Annotated in this window: 19 protein-coding genes; 6 read left to right on the top strand and 13 right to left on the bottom strand. The window is 65.0% G+C overall.

Translation table 11 applies throughout. The annotated features are described in order from the left end of the window. Nucleotides 1–5 precede the first annotated feature (5 nt). Genes tkt through Q0030_RS14200 form a run of 3 tightly spaced genes read right to left on the bottom strand, consistent with a single transcriptional unit; the run spans nt 6 to nt 3,931 of the window. Nucleotides 6–2,027 (bottom strand): transketolase, encoded by a 2,022-nt coding sequence (gene tkt / locus Q0030_RS14210; RefSeq protein ID WP_298367806.1) that lies wholly within the window; start codon nt 2,025–2,027, stop codon nt 6–8. Beyond that, nucleotides 2,024–2,899 carry a phosphoribulokinase gene (locus Q0030_RS14205; protein WP_298367803.1) on the bottom strand — a complete coding sequence of 292 codons (876 nt, stop codon included), beginning with the start codon at nt 2,897–2,899 and terminating at the stop codon, nt 2,024–2,026. Before Q0030_RS14205 ends, tkt begins: the two co-directional genes overlap by 4 nt. 12 nt (nt 2,900–2,911) lie before the next feature. Next, nucleotides 2,912–3,931 carry a class 1 fructose-bisphosphatase gene (locus Q0030_RS14200; protein WP_298368049.1) on the bottom strand — a complete coding sequence of 340 codons (1,020 nt, stop codon included), beginning with the start codon at nt 3,929–3,931 and terminating at the stop codon, nt 2,912–2,914. Nucleotides 3,932–4,098: 167 nt separating this feature from the next. On the opposite strand from Q0030_RS14200, the gene Q0030_RS14195 reads away from it, so the two are divergent. Next, on the top strand, nt 4,099–5,025 hold the full coding sequence (locus Q0030_RS14195; protein ID WP_173641924.1) for a LysR family transcriptional regulator: 927 nt from the start codon (nt 4,099–4,101) through the stop codon (nt 5,023–5,025). 157 nt (nt 5,026–5,182) lie between these two features. Next, nucleotides 5,183–6,880, top strand: coding sequence for an ATP-binding protein (locus Q0030_RS14190; protein WP_298367796.1), 1,698 nt, complete (start codon nt 5,183–5,185; stop codon nt 6,878–6,880). Nucleotides 6,881–6,902: 22 nt separating this feature from the next. Here the strand turns inward: Q0030_RS14190 and Q0030_RS14185 are convergent, their stop codons facing one another. Both Q0030_RS14185 and Q0030_RS14180 read right to left on the bottom strand, forming a co-directional pair. Then, nucleotides 6,903–7,319 (bottom strand): hypothetical protein, encoded by a 417-nt coding sequence (locus Q0030_RS14185; protein WP_298367793.1) that lies wholly within the window; start codon nt 7,317–7,319, stop codon nt 6,903–6,905. Continuing rightward, nucleotides 7,319–8,029: a TetR/AcrR family transcriptional regulator gene (locus tag Q0030_RS14180; RefSeq protein ID WP_298367791.1), complete on the bottom strand. Its 711-nt coding sequence runs from the start codon at nt 8,027–8,029 to the stop codon at nt 7,319–7,321. The genes Q0030_RS14185 and Q0030_RS14180 overlap by 1 nt, the downstream gene beginning before the upstream one ends. Before the next feature lie 156 nt (nt 8,030–8,185). On the opposite strand from Q0030_RS14180, the gene Q0030_RS14175 reads away from it, so the two are divergent. Further along, nucleotides 8,186–9,373: an HlyD family secretion protein gene (locus Q0030_RS14175; protein ID WP_298367789.1), complete on the top strand. Its 1,188-nt coding sequence runs from the start codon at nt 8,186–8,188 to the stop codon at nt 9,371–9,373. Between the two features lie 86 nt (nt 9,374–9,459). After that, nucleotides 9,460–10,995, top strand: a complete 1,536-nt coding sequence (locus tag Q0030_RS14170; protein ID WP_298368046.1) for a DHA2 family efflux MFS transporter permease subunit — start codon at nt 9,460–9,462, stop codon at nt 10,993–10,995. Nucleotides 10,996–11,030: 35 nt separating this feature from the next. Here the strand turns inward: Q0030_RS14170 and Q0030_RS14165 are convergent, their stop codons facing one another. From Q0030_RS14165 to Q0030_RS14155, 3 genes are all read right to left on the bottom strand, one after another. Continuing rightward, the gene (locus Q0030_RS14165; RefSeq protein ID WP_298367786.1) at nt 11,031–12,674 is read right to left on the bottom strand and encodes a benzoate-CoA ligase family protein; all 1,644 of its coding nucleotides are present in this window, start codon (nt 12,672–12,674) and stop codon (nt 11,031–11,033) included. Nucleotides 12,675–12,833: 159 nt separating this feature from the next. Continuing rightward, nucleotides 12,834–13,649, bottom strand: a complete 816-nt coding sequence (locus tag Q0030_RS14160; protein ID WP_298367783.1) for an alpha/beta hydrolase — start codon at nt 13,647–13,649, stop codon at nt 12,834–12,836. A gap of 3 nt (nt 13,650–13,652) precedes the next feature. After that, nucleotides 13,653–14,147, bottom strand: coding sequence for a MarR family transcriptional regulator (locus tag Q0030_RS14155; protein WP_097670770.1), 495 nt, complete (start codon nt 14,145–14,147; stop codon nt 13,653–13,655). Nucleotides 14,148–14,441: 294 nt separating this feature from the next. Here Q0030_RS14155 and Q0030_RS14150 point away from each other — a divergent pair, with 294 nt between their 5' ends. Both Q0030_RS14150 and Q0030_RS14145 read left to right on the top strand, forming a co-directional pair. Next, nucleotides 14,442–15,608, top strand: a complete 1,167-nt coding sequence (locus Q0030_RS14150) for an ABC transporter substrate-binding protein (RefSeq protein ID WP_298367779.1) — start codon at nt 14,442–14,444, stop codon at nt 15,606–15,608. An 82-nt stretch (nt 15,609–15,690) separates the two neighbouring features. Then, nucleotides 15,691–16,143 (top strand): cupin domain-containing protein, encoded by a 453-nt coding sequence (locus Q0030_RS14145; protein ID WP_298367776.1) that lies wholly within the window; start codon nt 15,691–15,693, stop codon nt 16,141–16,143. Nucleotides 16,144–16,277: 134 nt separating this feature from the next. Here Q0030_RS14145 and Q0030_RS14140 read toward each other — a convergent pair whose 3' ends face one another. The 5 genes from Q0030_RS14140 to Q0030_RS14120 all read right to left on the bottom strand — a co-directional run bounded on the left by Q0030_RS14140 (nt 16,278) and on the right by Q0030_RS14120 (nt 22,169). After that, on the bottom strand, nt 16,278–17,519 hold the full coding sequence (locus tag Q0030_RS14140; protein ID WP_298367773.1) for a flavin-dependent oxidoreductase: 1,242 nt from the start codon (nt 17,517–17,519) through the stop codon (nt 16,278–16,280). A 310-nt stretch (nt 17,520–17,829) separates the two neighbouring features. After that, the gene (locus tag Q0030_RS14135; RefSeq protein ID WP_050405073.1) at nt 17,830–18,225 is read right to left on the bottom strand and encodes a RidA family protein; all 396 of its coding nucleotides are present in this window, start codon (nt 18,223–18,225) and stop codon (nt 17,830–17,832) included. A gap of 1 nt (nt 18,226) precedes the next feature. Next, nucleotides 18,227–19,066, bottom strand: coding sequence for an enoyl-CoA hydratase family protein (locus Q0030_RS14130; protein ID WP_298367768.1), 840 nt, complete (start codon nt 19,064–19,066; stop codon nt 18,227–18,229). An 11-nt stretch (nt 19,067–19,077) separates the two neighbouring features. Then, the gene (locus Q0030_RS14125; protein ID WP_298367766.1) at nt 19,078–19,857 is read right to left on the bottom strand and encodes an SDR family NAD(P)-dependent oxidoreductase; all 780 of its coding nucleotides are present in this window, start codon (nt 19,855–19,857) and stop codon (nt 19,078–19,080) included. Further along, on the bottom strand, nt 19,854–22,169 hold the full coding sequence (locus Q0030_RS14120) for a bifunctional salicylyl-CoA 5-hydroxylase/oxidoreductase (RefSeq protein WP_298368043.1): 2,316 nt from the start codon (nt 22,167–22,169) through the stop codon (nt 19,854–19,856). The genes Q0030_RS14125 and Q0030_RS14120 overlap by 4 nt, the downstream gene beginning before the upstream one ends. Between the last annotated feature and the right edge of the window lie 239 nt (nt 22,170–22,408).

Below are 22,408 nucleotides of genomic sequence, written 5' to 3'. Positions count from 1 at the left end.
TCCTTTCAATTCGCTCGTTGCATGAGCTGTTTTGCTGCAGCTGCGATCGCCGCCGGCGTGATGCCGAATTCGCGGTAGAGCACGTCCGCCGGCGCCGACGCGCCGAAGCCGGCCATGCCGACGAATACGCCGTCGTCGCCGAGCCAGCGGGCCCAGTCACCCTCGACGGCCGCTTCCACGCCGACGCGCGGGACGCTGCCCAGCACCTGGGCGCGATAGTCGCGCGGCTGCTGGCGGAACAGGTCGAAGCACGGGGCCGAGACGACCGCGGCCTGTACCCCTTCTTCCGCCAGCAGCTTTGCGGCTTCGAGCGCGATCGACACCTCCGAACCCGTTGCAATCAGGGTGACGTCACGCCCGAAGGCCGGCTCGACGAGAACGTAGGCGCCGAGCGCGACCTGGTTGTCCTTGCTGCCGTCGCGAACCGTCGGCAGCGCTTGGCGCGACAGGCAAAGGATCGACGGCGAGGTCTCTGCCTTCAGCGCACAGTCCCAGGCTTCCGCCGTCTCGACCGCATCGGCCGGACGGAACACCAGCACATTCGGGATCGCCCGCAGCGCCGCGAGATGCTCAACCGGCTGATGCGTCGGCCCGTCTTCGCCAAGCCCGATCGAATCATGGGTCATCACATGGATGACGCGGATGCCCATCAATGCTGCAAGCCGGATCGCCGGCCGACTGTAATCGGCGAAGCTGAGGAAGGTGCCGCCATAGGGAATGAACCCGCCATGCAGGGCGATGCCGTTCATCGCAGCCGCCATGCCATGCTCGCGGATACCGTAGTGGATGTAGCTGCCATCAAGCGTTTCCGGCCGCACCGAGACCTGCGACTTCGCCAGCGTGAGATTGGAGTGCGTGAGGTCGGCCGAGCCACCAAGGAGATTGGGCAACGCTTCGGCGATTACGTCGATGACCTGCTGCGAGGCCTGCCGCGTAGCGAGCTTCGGCCGCTCGGTGGCAAACCGCCCGACAAGCCTGGCCATCGCCTCGGCATAGGCGCAGGGCAGTTTCCGGTTCAGCGCATCGTGGAACGGAGAGCGCTCGCCTTTGTCGCCATTGCAGGCGCTGCGCGAGCGCTCGATCCAGGCCCGCCGTGCGTCACGGCCGCGGCCGCCGAGCTCGCGCCACTCGGCCAGCACCGCATCGGGGATTTCGAACGCCGGATACGGCCAGCGCAGCGCACTGCGGGTCTTCGCCACCTCATCGGCGCCGAGCGGTGCGCCATGCACCTTCTCGCTGCCCTGCCGGTTCGGCGCACCGAACCCGATCACCGTGCGGCAGGCGATCAGCGACGGACGATCGCTCGACCGCGCCTGCCTGATCGCGGCAGAGATTGCCTGCGGATCGTGGCCGTCGATACGGCAGACGTTCCAGCCGCTGGCCGCAAACCGCGCCGTCTGGTCGTCCGAACAGGACAGCGAGGTGGCGCCGTCGATCGAGATCTGGTTGTCGTCAAACAGCACGATCAGCCGGTTCAGCCGCAAATGGCCGGCGAGCGAGATCGCCTCATGGCTGAGGCCTTCCATCAGGCAGCCATCGCCGGCGATCACATAGGTGTAGTGATCGACGAGATCGTCGCCGAAGCGCGCGTTCATCAAGCGCTCGGCGAGCGCCATGCCGACCGCGGTCGCGATCCCCTGCCCGAGCGGCCCGGTCGTGGTCTCGACACCCGGCGTATGCCCATACTCGGGATGTCCAGGGGTTTGCGATCCCCATTGCCGGAAGGCCTTGAGCTGATCGAGCGTCATGCTCTCGTAGCCCGTCAGATAGAGCAGCGCATAGAGCAGCATCGAGCCGTGCCCTGCCGACAGCACGAAGCGGTCGCGGTCGGGCCAGGCCGGGTCGGCCGGATCGAACTTCAGGAAGTCGGTGAACAGCACGGTCGCGACATCGGCCATGCCCATCGGCATGCCGGGATGGCCGGACTTCGCCTGCTCCACCGCGTCGATGGCGAGGAAGCGGATGGCGTTGGCCATCTCGTCATGGCTGACGTCGGGCCGGCTGGCAACGGACGCAAGTGCGGTCATATCGTTCGCCTCTTTCGTTCGATCAGTTGCAGGATCAGCGGGGTCAGGATGAGCTGCATCGCGAGGTCGAGCTTGGCGCCATGAATCACGATCGAATTGGCGCGCGACATGAAGCTGTTCGGGATCATCGAGAGCAGGTAGGGAAAATCGATGCCGCGCGGGTTCTTCAACCGGATCACGACCATCGATTCGTCCGGCGTCGGGATCCAGCGCGCGATGAACGGGTTCGACGTGTCGACCGTCGGCACGCGCTGGAAGTTGATGTCGGTCTCGCTGAATTGCGGGCAGATGTAGTTCACGTAGTCGGGCATGCGGCGCAGGATGGTGTCGGTCACCGCCTCGGTGGAGTAACCGCGATGGCTGCGATCGCGATGCAGCTTCTGGATCCATTCGAGGTTGATGACAGGCACGACCCCGATCTTGAGGTCGGAGTGTTGCGCGACGTTCACCTTGTCGGTGACCACGGCGCCGTGCAGGCCCTCGTAGAACAAGAGGTCGGAATTCTCCGGCAACGCTTCCCACGCGGTGAAGGTGCCGGGCTTGGCGCCGTAGAGCCGCGATTCCTCCTCGTCGTGCACATAGTGCCGTGTCGTGCCGGTGCCGGTCTCGGCATAGTCGCTGAACAGCTTCTCCAGCTCCTCGAAGAGATTGGTCTCGGGGCTGAAATGGCTGAAATGCTTGTCGCCGCGCTCGGCCCTATCCAGCATCTGGCTGCGCATCTCGGCGCGGTCGTAGCGGTGGAAGGCGTCGCCCTCGATATAGGCCGCGACCACATTCTCGCGGCGGAAGATGTTCTCGAAGGTCTTCTTCACCGAAGTGGTGCCGGCGCCCGACGAGCCTGTGATCGAGATGATGGGATGTCGACGAGACATGCGCTCCCCCCTTCAGCGGAACAGGCCGCGCCGCGCGAACAGCGGGGCATCGCTGCTCTCGAACAACGGCTCGACGGTCAGGTGGATCGCATCGACGTCGCGCACGGCGCGGGCCGATCCCATGATCAGCGGCACGCGCTGATGCGGCGTACGTGCCGAAAGTTCGAGGATGCGTGACCGGCCGCTCGAGGCGGCGCCGCCAGCCCATTCCATGATCAGTGCGATCGGATGCGCCTCATACAGCAGGCGCAGCCGGCCTTCACGGTAGCCCTGGCGCGCATCTGCCGGATACAGGAACACGCCGCCGCGCATCAGGATGCGGTAGGCCTCGGCCACCAGCGAGCCGATCCAGCGCATGTTGAAGTCCTGGCCGCGCTCGCCGTTCACGCCGGCAAGGCAGTCGTCGATGTAGTTGCGCACCGGGCCGCTCCAGTGCCGCCGGTTCGAGGCGTTGATGGCGAACTCCGACGCATCCTGCGGCACCCGCAGGTCGCGCGCGGTCAGGACGAATTCGCCGGTTCGCGGGTCGAGCGTGAAGCAGTCGACGCACTGGTCGAGCGCCAGCACCAGCACGGTCTGCGGACCGTAGATGAAGCAGCCTGCGGCACATTGCGCCGTGCCGGGCTCGAAGAAGGTCGAGAGGATGTCGTTGCCCTTCGGCCGGATCGAGAAGATCGTGCCGATCGAGATGTTGTTCTCGAGATTGGCCGATCCGTCGAGCGGATCGATCGCGACACAGAGCGGCGCATCGGGATCGAGCGTCTCTGGCAGCTCGACCTCCTCCGAGAGCACCGCGGCGACCGGCGCGGTGCGCAACGCCTCGCGCATCAGGCTATCGGCGACGATGTCGATGGTCTTCTGACGATCGCCGTCGGGATTGATTCCACCGCTCTCGCCGCCGATGCCGGCGAGCGGGCCGGCGGCGATGATGCGCGAGAGCTCGATCGCGGCGCCGGCAAGGGCTTCGATCACCGCAACGGTCGCGGCGCGCAACGGGTTGTGCTGCGTCGGCCACTCCAGATGGGCATGCAATGCAGGACGAATCTCCACCGGCCTCTCCCTTTGATCGCGCCCTCTGTCCCGAGGTGTCGAGAGGCGACCTCAGGGGAGTCGCCTTCGCCGTATCAACGCGCGAATTGCATAATTAGGGAAATTTTATTATCTTTGGTCTGGGCAAAGTATTTCTTATGGAGCTTGTGATGGCCGGGAACTTCTCGCGGGACCTCACCATCCGCCAGCTGCGCGCGCTGTCGGCCGTGCACGGAGCCGGATCGATCACGTCGGCGGCCAACCAGCTGAACCTGACGCAGCCGGCGGTGACGCTGCAGCTCCGCAACCTGCAGGCGCTCGCGGGATTGCCGCTGATCCAGCGCACCGGCGACGGCATGGCGCTGACCGATGCCGGCGCGCATGTTCTGGCGCTCATCGAGCGGATCGAGGCAGCGCTGAAGGACTGCGAGCAGTCGCTCGACATGATCGCGGGCCGCAGCGGCGGCCGCGTCGCGATGGGCGCAGTCTCGACCGCGAAATACTTCGTGCCATTCGCGATCGCGGCGTTCTCGCGGCGCTTTCCCAAGATCGAGGTCACGCTCAGGATCGGCAACCGCGAGGAGATCCGCGACGCGCTGCGCGGCTACGATCTCGATATCGCCGTGATGGGCCGGCCGCCGGCCGATGTCGAGGTCGAGATGAAGCCGCTCGGCCGGCATCCGCACTTCATCATCGCCGCGCCCGATCATCGGCTGGCGCGGCGGCGGCACGTCGCGACATCGGAGCTCGCCAATGAAACCTTCATCACCCGCGAGCAGGGATCAGGCACGCGGATGCTGATGCAGCAATATTTCGAGCGGGTCGGACTGGAGCCGAAGCTCGGCATGGCGATGGACAGCAACGAGACCATCAAGCAGGCTGTGATGGCCGGGCTCGGCATCGCCTTCATTTCCCAGCACACGGTGTTCCATGAGCTGGAGGATGGCCGGCTGGTGGTGCTCAAGGTGAAGGGCCTGCCGATCGTCCGGCAATGGCACGCAATCAGGCGCACCGACAAGATCCTGCTGCCGCCCGCGCAGGCCATGCTGGACTTCCTGGGCAAGGAGGGCTGGCGCTATCTGCCGAATTCGCGCTAGCCGCGCGCCGCCGGAAGGCCCGTTCGATCGAGAAAATCGAGTTAACGCCGTATGTTAAGCATTGAAGTTCCCACGAACGCGTGCCACATCTTGGTTGCGGTCACGTGCGGACCGTATCCCTGCGAGGGAGGATGAACTGCAGAACCAGTCCCCGCCGATGCCTGACTTCAAGGCGTTATTCGAGGCGGCGCCCGGCCTCTATCTGGTGCTGACGCAGCCTGACTTCCGCATCGTGGCAGTAACCGACGCCTATCTGCGCGCCACCAAGACCGAGCGCGCCGCGATCCTTGGGCGCGGGCTGTTCGACGTATTTCCGGATAATCCGGACGATCCGGCCGCCGACGGGGTGCGCAACCTGCGCGCCTCGCTGGAACGTGTGGTCCAGTTCCGTCGCCCCGACACGATGTCGGTACAGAAATACGATATCCGCAAGCCGGAGTCAGAAGGCGGCGGATTCGAGGAGCGCTACTGGAGCCCGCGCAATACGCCGGTGTTCGGGCCGAGCGGACAGTTCAGCTACATCATCCATCGGGTGGAAGACGTCACCAGCTTCATTCAGCTGAAGCAGCGCGGCGCCGAGCAGGACAAGCTGACCGACCGGCTGCGCGAGCGCACCGAGCAGATGGAAGCCGAAATCTTCATGCGCGCCCGCGAGGTCGAGGCCGCGCGGGAGCAGCTCGAGGCCGAGCAGAAGCTGCGCCAGGTGCAGAAGATGGAGGCCGTCGGGCATCTCACCGGCGGCATCGCGCACGACTTCAACAACATCCTGACCGTCATCACCGGCCTGATCGACATCCTCGCCGAAGCCGTCGAGCACGACGCCGCGCTGTCGTCCGTCACCAAGATGATCAGCGATGCCGCCTTCCGCGGCGCCGAGGTGACCAAGCATCTGCTGGCCTTCTCGCGCCAGCAGCCGCTGCAACCGCGTGAAGCCAACCTCAACACGCTGGTGCAGGACACCGCGCGGCTGCTGCGCCCGTCGCTCGGCGAGCAATTCGAAATCGATACCGCGCTCGAGGCCGACGCCTGGCCCGCCTTCATCGACCCCAACCACATGGCGACCGCGCTGCTCAATCTCGCCGTCAATGCCCGCGATGCGATGCCCGATGGTGGCAAGCTGATGCTGGAGACCAGCAACGTCATCCTCGACGAGGTTTATGCCGCGGCCAACCCCGATGTGCGGGCCGGCGAATATGTAATGGTCGCGGTCAGCGACACCGGCGGCGGCATCCCCGCGGCAATCCGCGACAAGGTGTTCGAACCATTCTTCACCACCAAGGATACCGGTAAAGGTACCGGCCTCGGGCTCAGCATGGTGTACGGCTTCATCAAGCAGTCCAACGGGCACCTCAAGATTTATTCCGAAGAAGGCCACGGCACGTCGATCAAGCTCTATCTGCCGCGCAGCATGGGCGACATGGTCGACGTCGAGCCGCCCGCACCGGTCGACACGCGTGGCGGCCACGAATCCATCCTGGTCGTCGAGGACGATCCGCTGGTCCGCAATTACGTCGCCGCCCAGTTGGAGCAGCTCGGCTACCACACGATGGTTACCGCCAACGGTCCGGAAGCATTGGCTGCGGTCGAGAAGGGCTTCGTCTGCGACGTGCTGTTCACCGACGTCATCATGTCCGGCGGCATGAACGGCCGGCAGGTGGCCGACGCTGTGATCGCCAAGCTGCCCTCGGTGCGCGTGCTCTTCACCTCGGGCTATACCGAGGACGCGATCATCCATCACGGCCGTCTCGACCCGGACGTGACGCTATTGCCCAAGCCTTATCGCAAGGCCGATCTCGCCCGGATGATCCGGCAGGTGCTGACCCAGCCTCCCGCATCGGCGGTGGCGGCCAAGTAGCGCGACTTGTAGCGCGGCTTGCTCAGGGACCGAAGCTCGAGCGGCTCTGGATCTTCCAGGCGCCGCCGAGCAGGCTCAGCACATAGAGGGAATCGTAGACCCCGATCAGCGATCCGTCCTCGCGGTAGCGCGCATAGCGGACGGCGTAATGCGCCTTGGCCGGTGAGGACTGCACGAGCTTGGTCTCGTTCCAGGCGCTGTGATGCCAGCCGTCCTGCTTGCGCAGCCGCTCGAACAAGTCCATCGGATTGTTGCCGGGCTGCTGATAGACGGTGACCACGCCGCCGGCGATCCGCACATGCGGGAAGTGCATCAGTGCGTCCATCGCGGACGCATCATAGCGATTGAGCGCCGCCATCCAGCACGTCAGCACATCCTCGCATTTGGCCTGGTCGTCGCGCGCGATCTGCGCTTCGACGGTCGCGGCCGGCTCCGGCATCACGCGCCTCCGCTCTGCTTGTTGGTCTGGTCGGCCGGCACGGCGCATCCGGACAGGAAAAGCGCAGCACAGGCCTTGGCGCGCGCTTCGATCTCGCTGCGCGCCGGCACCGGCTTGTGGCCGAACATGACGTCACGCTGCGGCTTGAACACGAACATGCCGAGCAGCATGCCGGCTGCGGCTTCGGTGTCATCGAGCACGATCCGCCCTCGCCGCTGCTGTACGCCCAGCCAATTCGCCAGCGCGGCGATCGAGCGCTGCATGGCCTTTTCATAGAACGTCTCGGCGATGTCAGGGAATTTGTCGCTCTCGGCCAGGATGATCCGCTGCAGCGCGATGACCTCGGCATCGAGAATGAGCTCGGCGCAGGTCAGCAGCGCGGCCTCCAGGGCCGCCGCAACGTTGCGGCCATCGCAGGCGCCGAGATTCACGATGGACACGAACCGGTCCACCCGGTCGGTCACCATGCCTTCGAACAGCGCCAGCTTGGTCGGGATCAAACGATAGAGCGTCTTGGTGGAAACGCCGGCGCGGCAGGCGACGTCGGCGATGCTGGCCGCGGCGAAGCCGCGCTCCGAGAACTCACGCCGCGCCGCCTCATAGATGAGCGCACGCGTCTCGTCGTCGGAACGAAGCTGCGGCCGCCCGCGCCCGCGCCGTTCCGGCGCCGGCGCGGTCTGCTCTGTCTGGTCTTTGCCATTCCGGTTCATCCGCGAGCCATGCTTTTAGATGATGACTGTCATTCTATTGACAGTCCCAATATGGGCTCTATTTTGGAAAACATCAAGTTTCCTAATTATCCCGGGTCGCCGAAATCCGAATTCGTACGGTTTCCCAGAGGGATAGAACGATCAGGAGCACCTGCCATGAGCCAGCACGAAACGTCCTTCAAGGCCGAGAGCCAGGTTCCGGCCGAGACCGCCAAGCAGTTGATCGCAAATCCGGAGGCGGCCAAGCCGCCCGCAGCCAAGGGCAAGCTTCGCCGCCTGCTCATGACCGGCGCAGCCCTCGCCCTGCTCGCGGGCGGCGCCTGGTATGGCTGGGATTACTGGACGGTCGGCCGCTTTCAGGTCTCGACCGACGACGCCTATGTGAAGGCCGACAACACCACGATCGCACCGAAAGTGTCAGGCTATCTCAGCGCGGTGCTGGTCGGCGACAATGAACATGTACGCGCCGGCCAGATCCTGGCGCGGATCGACGAGCGCGATTTCAAGGTCGCGCTTGATCAGTCGAAGGCTGACGTCGCTGCCGCTGAAGCTGCGATCACCAGCAAACGCGCCCAGCTCGACGTGCAGCACTCGGTGATCGAGGCGGCGCGCGCGACGCTTGCGGTGGATACCGCGACGCAGACCTTCGCCGAGCAGGAGAACAAGCGCTACACCGACCTCGCTGGCACCGGCTACGGCAGCGTGCAGAATGCGCAGCAGGCGCAGTCGCGCTACGCCAGCGCGCAGGCCGCCATCGCCCGCGACACCGCAAACCTCGCCTCTGCAGAACGCCAGGTCGAACTGCTCAAGGCCGAGATCGCCCAGGCGGTTGCGGCGTTGGGACGGGCTACCGCCCTGCAAAATCAAGCCGAACTCAATCTCGGCTACACCACCATCACCGCGCCGATCGACGGCGTCGTCGGCAACCGCACCCTGCGCACCGGCCAGTTCGTCCAGGCCGGCACGCAACTGATGTCGCTGGTGCCGGCCACCGGCGCCTACGTGATCGCGAATTACAAGGAGACGCAGCTCACCAATGTCCGGAAGGGCCAGCCGGTCGAGATCGAAGTCGACATGTTCCCCGGTCAGGTCGTGCGCGGCCATGTCGACAGCCTCGCGCCCGCCAGCGGCCAGGAGTTCGCGCTGCTGCCGCCGGACAACGCCACCGGCAACTTCACCAAAGTGGTGCAGCGCATCCCGGTGAAGATCGTGCTCGACGCAACCAATGTCGACCTGCGGCCGGGCATGTCGGTGATCCCGTCCATCGCGACGCTGTCGCATCCCGCCGAGGAAACTCCGCGCTCCAGCGCCTCTCCCAAGCTCGCTGTCGCCTCTTTCAAATAGGTGATGTCATGTCCGACCTCGCGCTCTCTTCCCCGGCTGCTGCGCCCCGCGCGGTAGCCGCAGCAGTCGACCCCAACCGCGCCAGCATGGCCGTCTGGATCTCCATCGTCGCCGCGATGATCGGCGCCTTCATGGCGATCCTCAACATCCAGATCACCAACGCCTCGCTGCTCAACATCGAGGGCGGCATCGGCACCGGCGTCGACAACGGCTCCTGGATCTCGACGTCCTACCTGATCGGCGAGATCGTGGTGATCCCGCTGACCGACTTTCTCAGCCGGGTGTTCTCGTTCCGCAAGATCATCATTGGCTTCGCCACCCTGTTTGCGATCTTCTCGGTCGCCTGTGCCTTCACCCACGACCTGCCCTCGATGATCGCGATGCGCGGCCTGCAGGGCTTCTTCGGCGGCGTGCTGATCCCGATGGCCTTCACGCTTGTCTTCACCAAGCTGCCGAAGGTGCAACAGCCGATCGGCCTTGCGATGTTCGCGCTCGCCGTGACGTTTGCCCCGGCGATCGGCCCGACCATCGGCGGCTACCTGACCGAGAATTACGGCTGGCAGACCATCTTCTTCGTCAACGTGGTTCCGACCGCCGTCATGGTCGTCACCCTCTATCTCACGCTGGAACGTCAGCCGATGCAGCTGCATCTGCTGCGCGAGGGCGACTGGCTCGGCATCATCACGATGGCGATTGGCCTCGCGTCGCTGCAGGCTGTGCTCGAGGAGGGCAACAAGGACGACTGGTTCGGCTCGCCCTTCATCGTCAAGCTTGCGGTGATCGCCGTCGTCAGCCTGACCCTGTTCGTCTGGATCGAGCTCGTGGTCGAGAAACCGTTGCTCCGGCTGCGCCTCCTGACCCAACGGAGCTTCGGCTTCGGCACCATCTCGGCGGTGTTCGTCGGCTTCGCGCTGTTCGGTTCGGTCTACCTGCTGCCGGCCTATCTCGGCCAGGTGCAGCGCTACAATGCCGAGCAGATCGGCCAGGTGCTGGCCTGGACCGGCCTGCCGCAGCTGATCCTGATCCCGCTGGTACCGAAGCTGATGCAGCGCTTCGACGCGCGCTTCATCGCCTTCACCGGCATGATCCTGTTCGCGGTCTCATCCTTCATGAACATACAGATGTCGCTCGATTACTCCGGCGACCAGTTCTTCGTCCCGAATATCGTCCGTGCGGTCGGCCAGGCGATCATGCTGGCACCGCTGTCAGCCGTCAGCCTCGGCAGCGTTGCGCCGCAGGATGCGCCGGCGGCCTCCGGCATCTCCAACATGATGCGTAACCTCGGCGGCGCGATCGGCACCGCGTTGCTCAGCACCATCGTCACCAAGCGCGAGCAGTTCCACTCCAACATCATCGGCCAGTCCGTGCATCTGGGCCGCGAGGAAGTGCGTACCCGGATCGCCGAGGTCACCAACTACTTCCTCAGCCACGGCATCTCGGACCCCGCAACCGCACACAACCAGGCGATCGTGGCGATCGGCAACATTGTGAAGCGCCAGGCGCTGGTGCTCGGCTTCAGTGATGCTTTCGCGGTGATCGGCGTGGTGCTGGTGCTTGCCGCGATCGCGATCGTGCTGACCGGCAAGCCGAAGAATGTCGCCGGCGGCGGCGCAGCGCATTGATCTCTCGGGCGGCGGCCGCAGGCCGTCGCCCTCCCCTAACTTGCCTCGCGCAGCTTGAAGCGCTGGATCTTCCCGGTCTGGGTCTTCGGCAGCGCTTCGACAAAAGCGATCGCGCGGGGGTATTTGTACGGCGCGATCGTCGCCTTGACGTGATCCTGCAACGCCTTGACCTCGCCATCGTCGTTGCGCGCGCCCTGCTTCAGCACGATGAAGGCCGAGACGATCTGCCCCCGCTCCTCGTCGGGTGCGCCGATCACCGCGCATTCCGCGACATCGGGATGCCCGAGCAGCGCCGCCTCGACCTCGGGACCGGCGATGTTGTAGCCCGCGGAAATGATCATGTCGTCGGCGCGCGCCACGAATGACAGCCGGCCATTCTCATCGCTGACGAAGGCATCGCCCGTGATGTTCCAGCCGTCGCGGACATATTTGGTCTGCCGGGAGTCGGCGAGATAACGGCAGCCGGTTGGGCCGCGAACCGCCAGCTTGCCGACCTGGCCCGGCGGCAATTCGTTCATGTCTTCGTCGACGATCTTCGCCTCGTAGCCGGTGACGGGCGTGCCCGTAGTTCCGGCGACGGCGCTGCCGGTGCGGTTCGTGATGAAGATGTGCAGCAGCTCGGTGCTGCCGATGCCGTCGAGGATCGGCTTACCGGTCCTCTTCGTCCAGCTCTCGAACACCGGCGCCGGCAGCGTCTCGCCGGCCGAGACCGCGAGCCGCAGCGACGACAGATCGGCGCCGTTGTCCATCGCGGCCATCATCGCCCGATAGGCGGTCGGCGCCGTGAAGCAGATCGTCGCCCTGTAGGTCTCGATGATCCGGATCATCTCGCTCGGCGCCGCATTCTCAAGCAACGTCGCGGTGGCGCCGAAGCGCAGCGGGAAGATCGCGAGCCCGCCAAGGCCGAATGTAAACGCGAGCGGCGGCGAGCCGACGAACACGTCGTCCGGCGTCACCTTGAGCACCTCCCTGGCATAGCCGTCCGCCACGATCAGGAGGTCGCGGTGAAAGTGCATCGTCGCCTTGGGTTCGCCTGTCGTGCCCGACGTGAAGCCGAGCAGCGCAACGTCGTCGCGGCCGGTCTTCACCGCATCGAACTTGACCGGCTTGTTCAGCGCGATCCGGTCGAGCTCGGCATCGTGGTTTTGCGTGCCGTCGAAATTGACCACCTGCTTGAGGAATTTGCTGGTCTTGGCGCAGGCCACCAGCTCATCCGCGATACGGCTGTCGGTCAGCGCCAGCGCAATCTCGGCCTTGTCGACGATCTTGGCCAGCTCGCCGGCGCGCAGCATCGGCATGGTGTTGACGACGACAGCGCCGGCCTTGGTCGCCGCGAGCCAGGCCGCGACCAGCGCCGGATTGTTGCCCGAGCGGATCAGGACCCGATTGCCGGGCTTGACACCGTAATTCTCCACCAGCGCATGCGCCAGGCGGTTCGACCAGTCGGTCAACTCCTTGTAGGTGCGCTGGCGGCCGTTCCCGATCAGCGCGATGCGATCGCCCATGCCCTGCTCGACGATGCGGTCGGTCAGTTCGACCGCGGCGTTGAGATAATCGGGATAGCTGAATTCGGGCCGGTCGAGCAGCAGCTGCGGCCACTGCGCCAACGGCGGCAGGTTGCGCCGCGCGAAATCGTCGACATGCCCGGATGGGCCGAGCCCGGGAAGTTCACCTGACATTCGATTGCCCCTCGCTTTCCATCCAGAAAGGCCAAGATCAACATCGAGAAGACCAGTATCGAGGACGCCCGGCAGCGTTCCAATCGCCAATCATTTTATACTTAAAATAATTTGGCGCAAGGGTGGAAATCGCGTGGAAATGGCGCGGTCCTGCAAACCTCAGATCTGCGTGAGCTGCTTCAGCCGCGCGACCATCGCCGAGTCCGGGTCGGCAAGCGGTGCGATCGCGGTGAAATGATTGGCATTGGGCACGGTGCCGAACCGCGTCGCCACGCCCGCTTTGCCCCAGACATCGGCGATGGTCCGGCTCTGCCGGTGATATTCGGCGCTTTCATTGCCGCCGACCACCGCATCGAGCGTCGCGCCTGCGGGCGCTTTCCAGAGCAGCGGGCTCGCCGCCCTTGCTGCGTCGCGGTCAAGGCCAAGCGCCTTGTTGATGGAGGTGCCGACCAACGGCTCGAGCTCGAACAGGCCTGAGATCGCGTAAGCAGCCCTGACCAGATTCGTCGGCAGCGACGCATCGTAGGCCGGCCAATCGGTCGCGAGCATGCATGCGGCAAGATGCCCGCCTGCGGAGTGTCCCGACATGACCAGCGGCCGGCCGAGCTTCGCCAGTTCGCGTGACGCCGCGCGCATTTCGACGATGATGTCGCCGACCGTGACGTTGGGGCAGAGGTCGTAGCTCGGCACCGCGACGCTGATGCCGTGGCCGTTGAGGCCCCGCGCACAGTGGCTCGACGACGAGCCGTCGAGCGCCTGCCAATAGCCGCCATGGATGAAGACAACGAGCGGCCCGTCGCTGTTACCCTCAAAGAGATCGATGACGTTGCGGCTGCCCGGTCCATAGATCAGGCGACGCGGCGGATGCTGCTCGCGATAGGCCGCGGAATCCCTCGCCCAGCCGGCCATCAGCGCCGGGTTTTCCGGCACCCGTGCCCGGTTGTTGTATTCGACCTCGTAATCTATCTCGCTCACGGCTCAAGCGGTCCTCGCCTTGGCGGAGCGCTGGGCCGAACCCTTGGCCTTGGCGAGCAGCCGCATCAGTTCGCGGATATCCTTCGGCGACAGGTCACCGAAGATATCGGCGATCCATTTCTCGTGCTCGGCCGCCATCTTGCGGAACTCGGCGCGGCCGAGCTTGGTCAGCCGGATGAACTGTACGCGGCGGTCGGTCTCCGAGGTGCGGCGATCGAGATGGCCGGACTCGACCAGCCGCTCGACCAGCCCGGTGACGTTGCCGTTCGACACCATCATCCGCTTCGACAGGTCCGACAGCGTCATGCCGTCGGACACCTTGTCGAGCTGGGCCATCAGGTCGAAGCGCGGCAGGGTGACGTCGAACTTCTCACGCAGCTGGCTGCGCACCTCGCCTTCGATCAGCGTGGTGCAGGTCAAGAGACGCAGCCACAGCCTGAGCTCGGTGCCATGATCGTCGGGCAGTTCGACGGCTTTGGTTTCGGAATCGAGGTTCATGCGGCGATCGTGCCTCCGCGCCGGGTTTCGGTCGGACCGATTGCTTTGAGCTTCAAGCAATTCGCGCTGCGCCGCAAGGACAATTGCGAATCCTGCCCGACATGCCCGGCCGATCCTGCAATTTCTTTAAACTTCAAGCAATTGGCGCGGCGCTTGCATGTGCAGCACCTGTATGATGCGCGGCGTTTGCCCTCACGCAAATGCCACATCGCTTGCAGCGGTCGCGCGCGTCGGACTAAGCTGAGGCCAAACGGGCTGAAGCCGAAACATCAAGCCTGTGGTTGAGGGAGAGACATGAAACAAGTGACGAAGCTCATGGGGTTGGCGGCGCTGCTGGGTATCGCGGTGACACCGGCGAGCGCACAGGAGAAGATCAAGATCGGCGTGCTGGTGACGACCTCCGGCCCGGCTGCGGCGCTCGGCCAGCAGGTCCGCGACGGCTTTGCGCTCGCGATCAAGGACCTCGGCGGCAAGATGGCCGGTCGCGAGGTCGAGATCGTCAACGCCGACGACGAACTCAAGCCCGACGGTGCTGTGGTCAAGGTGCGCGGCCTGCTCGAGCGCGACAAGGTCGACTTCGTGGTCGGCCCGATCTTCTCCAACATCCTGCAGGCGATCCACCGCCCGGTCACCGACAGCAAGACCTTCCTGATCAGCCCGAATGCCGGCCCCTCCAGCTACGCCGGCAAGGAGTGCAACCCGTTCTTCTACGTGACGTCGTACCAGAACGACCAGGTGCACGAGGTTCTCGGCAAGGTGGCGCAGGACCGCGGCTACAAGCGGGTCTATTTGCTGGTGCCGAACTATCAGGCCGGCCGCGATTCCGTCGCCGGTTTCAAGCTCGACTACAAAGGCGAGATCGTCGAGGAATCCTACACGCCGCTGAACACGCTCGATTTCCAGCCCGAGCTCTCCAAGATCGCCTCGCTGAAGCCGGACGCGCTGTTCACCTTCATGCCCGGCGGCATGGGCGTCAACCTCGTGAAGCAGTACAAGCAGGCCGGCGCGACCGTGCCGGTGCTCTCCGCCTTCACCGTCGACGAATCCACCCTGCCCGCACAGCAGGACGCAGCGGTCGGCATGTTCGGCGGTGCGAACTGGGCGCCTGATCTCGACAATCCCCAGAGCAAGAAGTTCGTCGCGGCCTATGAGGCGGCCTACAAGGGCGTGCCCGGCACCTACGCCATGCAGGCCTATGACGCAGCGCTGTTGATCGACAGCGCGGTCAAGGCCGTGAAGGGCGATCTCTCCAACAAGGACGCCGTCGCGGCGGCGCTGAGGAAGGCCGACTTCACCTCGCTGCGCGGTAACTTCAAGTTCAACAACAACGGCTATCCGATCCAGGATTTCTACCTCACCAAGGTCGCGAAGCGGCCGGACGGCAAATTCCAGACCGAGATCGTCGAAAAGGTCTTTTCGAATTATGGCGATCGCTACGCCAAGGACTGCGCGGCCAAGTAGCTCACAAAGCGTTTTCAAGCGAAGTGGACACCGGTTCGCGTGAAGAAAACGCGCAAAATTGAAACATCGAGGAACTACAAACATGAAAGACGAGATCGCCGGCATCACCCGCGCCAATGAGGGCATCCAGGGCATTTCCTGGAGCATCCTCGGCCAGACCTATGTGCCGAAGAGCCGCACCGAGCACTCCTTCTCCTGGCACGCCACCTTCCCGCCGGGTACTTTCGTTCCGCCGCACATCCATCCCGATCAGGACGAGTATCTCTACATCCTCGAGGGCAAGCTCGACTTCATGCTCGACGGCGCCGATGAATCCGCCACGCCAGGCGATCTGGTGCGCCTGCCGGCCGGCAAGCCGCACGGCATCTTCAACAAGTCGCAGCAGTTGGCCAAGACGCTGTTCTGGGTGTCGCCGACGCGCAGGCTGTATGACCTGTTCTGGGCGATCCACAACATGAAGGAGCAGAACCCGGACGACGTGGTGCGGCTCGCCGCCGAGCACAACATCCACTTCCTGCCGCCGCCCCCGGCGTAGGATTCCTCCGTCATTGCGAGCGAAGCGAAGCAATCCATGGTTCAGCGATCGCGGAACGATGGATTGCTTCGTCGCTTCGCTCCTCGCAATGACAATGTGGAGATGGCCGGCCGGGCGTCTCCTTCTTCAAGGACTTACTGCCGCGCCACCACGCGCGCGGCGAAGCCGGCCTTGGCGGCATAACCACGCACGATCGCCTCGCGCGCCTCGTAGTTGAGGATCGTGTCGACGTCGGTAAAGCCCTGCGGCGCGAGCTGCTCGACGGCGTCGATCACGCCCTCCGGCCCGCCGCGGCGGTTGGAGGCGACGATGTCGGCGGTCATCGGCAGCCGCTGCCGCTCATAGCCGGCCAGCGCCTGGCGCGGATGCTCCGATCGCGCCAGCATGTCGGCGAGGCAGCGCGCATCGAGAATGGCCTGCGACGCGCCGTTCGAGCCGACTGGATACATCGGATGCGCGGCGTCGCCGAGCAGCGTGACGCGGCCACTCGACCAATAGGGCAGCGGATCGCGATCACAGCACGGATACTCCCAGAACTCCGGCGTCGCGTTGATCAGGCCGGCGAAGTCGACCTGCGGGATCGTGAAGCTGGTGACGTAGGGCATCATCTCGTCGCGCCGGCCGAGATTGGACCAGCCCTCGCGGCGCGGCGGCGGCGCGGAGCCGTCGCCGATCCGCACCAGTACCGCCCAATTGGTGAGGCGGCTCGCCGGGCTCGATCCCGGCGCGATCGGATAGATCACGGCCTTGGCGTTCAACCCGCCGGCGATGATCATCGAACGTCCGGTCAGGAAGGCCGGCCAGTCGGTGGCGCCGCGCCACAGCATCAGCCCGTTCCAGCACGGCCCGCCCTCATCCGGAAACAACGTCTGCCGCACCTTGGAGTGAATGCCGTCGGCGCCGATCAGGATATCGCCGCGCGCGGTGTGCACATGGCTGCCGCTGCGATCGAAGAAATACGCGGAGACGCCGCCCTCGTCCTGCGTGAAGGAGCCGAGCCGGCAGCCGGTGCGGATTGCATCGGCGCCAAGCCGGTCGATCACGGCCTGATGGATCACGCCCTGCAGGCGGCCGCGATGAACAGAGAATTGCGGCACGTCGTGGCCGGCATCGAGCCCGCGCTTCTCGTGCCAGACCTGCTGGCCGTGCCGCGTCAGATAGAACAGCTCATAGGTGCGGATCGCGACCTCGTCGAGCTTGTCGAGCAAGCCAAGCCCCGCCAGCTCGCGGATCGCATGCGGCAATGTGTTGATGCCGACGCCGAGCTCGCGAATCGTCTCCGATTGCTCGTACAGCTCGCAACTGATACCGCGCGAGCGCAGCATCAGCGCAGTGGTGAGGCCTCCGATTCCGCCTCCGACGATAATCGCCTTCATCGTCCCTTACTCCACTCACAACAGGACGCTTTTACACTTTCGCCTAGGGTCGCACCCCCCTCGCCCGGCCGCAAGCTGCTTTGTCGCCGCCGGTCTTGGCCGATCCGCGCTGTTTCGCCTTAGGATTAACAGTCGCTCAGCGCACTCCCATCCATCCCCGTCACCCTGAGGAGCGCGGAACGCGGGTCTCGAAGGGTCGACGGCCACCAGCCGGGCCGTGCATCCTTCGAGACGCCGCTTCGCGGCTCCTCCAGAGACAAAGGCGGAGCCTTTGCGCGGGGATGACGGGTTTGACAATCCAGCATCGTCGTTAATCCGGCACCACCGCGATGGCCTGGATTTCCACCTTGGCGCGATCCTCGATCAGTCCGGCAACCTGGATCGCGGTCATCGCCGGAAACCGCCGGCCGATCACGTCGCGATAGACCGCGCCGATCTCCTTCAGCCGCGCGGAATATTCCTTGCGGTCGAGCAAGAACCAGGTCATCGACACGATGTGCTCGGGCCCGGCCCCGCCGGCGGCGGCGACCGCGACGATGTTGCGCAGGGTCTGGCCGATCTGCGCGACGAGATCATCAGTCTCGAACACGCATTGCCCGTTCCAGCCGATCTGGCCGGCGATGAAGATCTGTTTGCCGCGCGCGGCCATGCCGTTGGCGTAGCCGATCGGCTTGGCCCATCCTTCCGGTTGCAGGATCTCGATCATCTCAATTGCCCTCGAAGGCGGGTTTCTGCTTGGCGGCAAAGGCCTCGAAGGCGCGGCGGAAATCACCGGTCACCATGCAGATCGCCTGCGCCTGCGCTTCGGACTCGATCATCTCGTCGACGCCCATCGCCCATTCCTGATTGAACATCGTCTTCGTCACGCCATGCGCGAACCACGGTCCATCCGCAAGCGAGCGCGCCAGTTCCTGCGCGGCGGCGGCAAGCTCCGCCGGCGGCACCAGGCGGTTGTGAAAGCCCCACGCAAAACCTTCGTTGGCGCTCATCGCGCGGCCGGTGTAGAGCAGATCGGCAGCATGGCCCTGCCCGATCACGCGCGGCAGCAGCCCGCACGCGCCCATGTCGGCGCCGGCGAGGCCAACGCGGGTGAACAGGAATGCGGTCTTGGCTTGCGGCGTCGCCAGCCGCAGGTCGGACGCCAGCGCCAGCATCGCACCGGCCCCGGCGCAGATGCCGTCGATCGCGGCCACGATGATCTGCGGGCATTTGCGCATCGCCCGCACCACTTCGCCGGTCATCCGGGTGAAGGCGAGCAGGTCCGGCATCGCCATCCGCGTCAACGGCTCGATGATCTCGAACACGTCGCCGCCGGAGCAGAAATTGCCCTCGGCGCCGGTCAGCACGATGGCGCGGACATCGGAGGCGTATTTGAGGTTGGTGAAGAGATCGCGCAGCTCCTCGTAGGACTCGAAGGTCAGCGGGTTCTTCTTGTCCGGCCGGTTCAGCGTGATGGTCGCGACGCGCCCGTTCGCATCGACCTGCCAGCGGAAATGCTTTGCGGGATAATCCTTGAACGGACGGAGCTTTGCTTTCATCTCGGACATGACGTGTTCCTTCACCCGGTAAAGACTTCACCGCCGGCAACCGCGACGGCTTGTCCGTTGATTGATGATGCGCCCTCGGACGCGAGCCAGAGGATGGTGTCGGCGACCTCCTCCGGCGTGACCAGCCGCTGCATTGGATTGACCTTGGCGAGCGCAGCCCGCGCCTCCTGCTCGCTGCGGCCGGTCTTGGCGACGATGTTCGCTGCGGCATCCGCGACCAGCGGCGTGTCGGTGTAGCCGGGGCAGACCGCATTCACGGTGATGCCGCGCCGCGCGTATTCTAGCGCCAGCGAGCGCGTCAGACCGACGACGCCGTGCTTGGCGGCGACATAGGCCGAGACATAGGCGTATCCGGTGAGACCGGCGGTCGAGGCAACGTTGATCACCCGCCCGCGGCCGCGCTGCGCCATCCCTGGCAACACCGCATGCGTCACCAGAAACACGCTGGAGAGATTGCTCGCCAGCATGTCCGCCCATAGCGCCGCGCTCGTCTTGTCGAACGGCGCGCTCGCAGCCTTCCCGGCGTTGTTGACGAGGATGTCTATCGGGCCGGCCTCGGCCTCGATCTGCGCGACGCCCTTGGTCACCGCCGCTTCATCGGTCGCGTCGATCGAAACAGCGACGCCCGCGTGCTCACCGAGCAACGCCGCCGTTGCCTTCAGCGCATCGATCCGACGTCCGGCAATGCTGACGCGCACCCCGGCCTTTGCGAGTGCGATCGCCGTCGCGGCGCCGATACCGGAACCCGCACCGGTGACGAGCGCATGTGCGTTGGGCCAGAAGCGTGTCATGCCTTCCCTCCCGCGGCTAACCGTTCGAGATTGGCCTCGTATTGCGACTTGCCCGACAGATACTGCTTCGGCCAGGCGATCTGCTTGACGCCGATCTTCGCGGCCTCATGCAGCGTCCAGGCTGGATCGGCCAGATGCGGCCGCGCGATAGCGCAGAGATCGGCCCGGCCGGCGGCGATGATCGAGTTCGCGTGGTCCGCCTCCGAGATCGCGCCGACCGCGATGGTGGCGATGCCGACCTCGTTGCGGATCTTGTCGGCGAACGGCGTCTGGTAGAGCCGGCCATAGATCGGATGATCGTCGGCCCAGACCTGGCCCGAGGAACAATCGATCAGGTCGGCGCCGGCCGCCTTGAACAGTTTTGCGAAGGCCAGCGCCTCCTCGGGCGTGTTGCCGCCCTCGGCCCAGTCGTGACAGGACAGGCGGACCGACATCGGCTTGTCCTCCGGCCACACCGCACGGATCGCGCGGAACACTTCCAGCGGATAACGCGCGCGGTTCTCGATCGATCCGCCATAGGCGTCGGTGCGGCGGTTGGTCAGCGGCGACAGGAAGCTCGACAGCAGATAGCCGTGGGCGCAATGCAGCTCCAGAATATCGAAGCCCGCGGCGGCACCACGCCTGGCGGCGGCAACGAACTGGTCGCACACCTCGTCCATTTCGGCGCGGCTCATCGGCTCCGGGATCTGGCCGTCGGACAGGTACGGCACCGGTGAGGCCGACACCAGCGGCCAGTTATGGTCCGGCAGCGGTTCGTCCATGCCTTCCCAGGCGACCCGCGTCGAACCCTTCCGGCCGGCATGGCCGAGCTGGATGCCGATCCGGGCTTGCGAATTGCGGTGCACGAACTCGACGATCCGCTTGTAGGCCACCGCCTGCGCGTCGTTCCACAGGCCGCAGCAGCCGGGCGTGATCCGCGCCTCCGGCGAGACGCAGGTCATCTCGGTGAACAAGAGGCCGGCGCCGCCGAGCGCGCGGGAGCCGAAATGCACCAGGTGAAAGTCGTTCGGCACGCCCTCCTCCGCCGAATACATCGCCATCGGCGAGACGATGATCCGGTTGTGCAGCGACAGGCCGCGGATCTGGAACGGCGTCAGCATCGGCGGCGTGACGCGGTCGTTGGTCGCGGGCACGCCGCTGCGCTCGGCGAACCAGCGCTCGTAGCCTTCGAGCCATGTCTTGTCGCGCAGCCGCAGATTCTCGTGGCTGATGCGCTGCGAGCGGGTCAGCAGCGAATACATGAACTGCTCGGGCTCCAGCGTGTCGGCATAACGCGAGCCGACCACCTCGAACCATTCCATCGCGTTGCGCGCGGCATTCTGGATCCGCGCCACATCGACCCGGCGCAGCTCCTCGTAAGCCTTCAGCACGGTGGGAATGCTGTCCCTGGCCGCGCCATGGATCTTGAACTGGTTGGTGAGCTCGATCGCATCTTCCAGCGCGAGCTTGGTGCCCGAGCCGATTGCGAAATGCGCGGTATGGGCGGCATCGCCCATCAGCACGACATGGCTGTTGCCGTTGAACGCGGTCCACTTGCCGCAGATCAGCCGCGGAAACGACAGCCAGGCCGAGCCGCGCAGATGCCGCGCGTTGGAGACCAGATGATGCCCCTCGAGGATTTCAGCGAAGACGTTCTCGCAGAACGCGATGGATTCTCCCTGATCCATCTTGTCGAGGCCGTGGGCAAGATACGCCTCCTCGGTGGTCTCGACGATGAAGGTCGCCGCGCCCTCCTCGAACTTGTAGATGTGCGACTGGAACCAGCCATGCTCGGTCTTGCGGAAGTCGAAGGTGAAAGCATCGAACGGCCGGTTGGTGCCAAGCCAGATATAGCGGTTCGGCCGCATCAGCATGTCGGGCTGGAAGGTCTCGGCATACTTGGCGCGAACCTTCGAGTTCACCCCGTCGCACGCCACGATCAGATCGGCGTCGGGAAACTCGAGGTCGGAATTGACCTCGCGCTCGAAGATCAATTCGACACCGAGCTCCTCGGCCCGCGCCTGCAGGATGTTGAGCAGCCGCTTGCGGCCGATGCCGACGAAGCCGTGGCCGGTGGTGCGCATGCGGCGGCCCTTGATCAGGACCTCGATGTCGTCCCAATGGTTGAAGGCCTGCTCGATCGTATCAGCGGTGACCGGGTCCCATTTGCGCATGTTGTCCATGGTCGCATCGGAGAACACCACGCCAAAACCGAAGGTGTCGTAGGGCCGGTTGCGCTCGACCACGGAGATCCGGTGCGCGGGATCCAGCATCTTCATCAGGATGCCGAAGTAGAGCCCGGCCGGCCCGCCTCCAATGCAAACGATGCGCATGGCGTTCTCGCCTTTCCGTTTGAGCATGATCGCGTCGGAAAACCGGGTGCCACTCTTCCGGATCATGCTCTGGCTTCGGCCGGGGTCGGTTTCCCCGCCAGCCGATACGGCATATTATTTTATACTTAAAATAATTGTCAAGGGTGGGTTCAGCACCCATCCGCCCTGTCATCGCCCGGCTTGACCGGGCGATCCAGTATTCCAGAGACGGCTGTGATTACACCGATAGGCCGCGGCGT

The organism is uncultured Bradyrhizobium sp., assembly GCF_947648125.1.
In the GTDB taxonomy this organism is placed as follows: Bacteria; Pseudomonadota; Alphaproteobacteria; order Rhizobiales; family Xanthobacteraceae; genus Bradyrhizobium.
The sequence above is the reverse complement of the archived record's forward strand: the minus strand, read 5'-3'. Positions and strand labels throughout refer to the sequence as shown.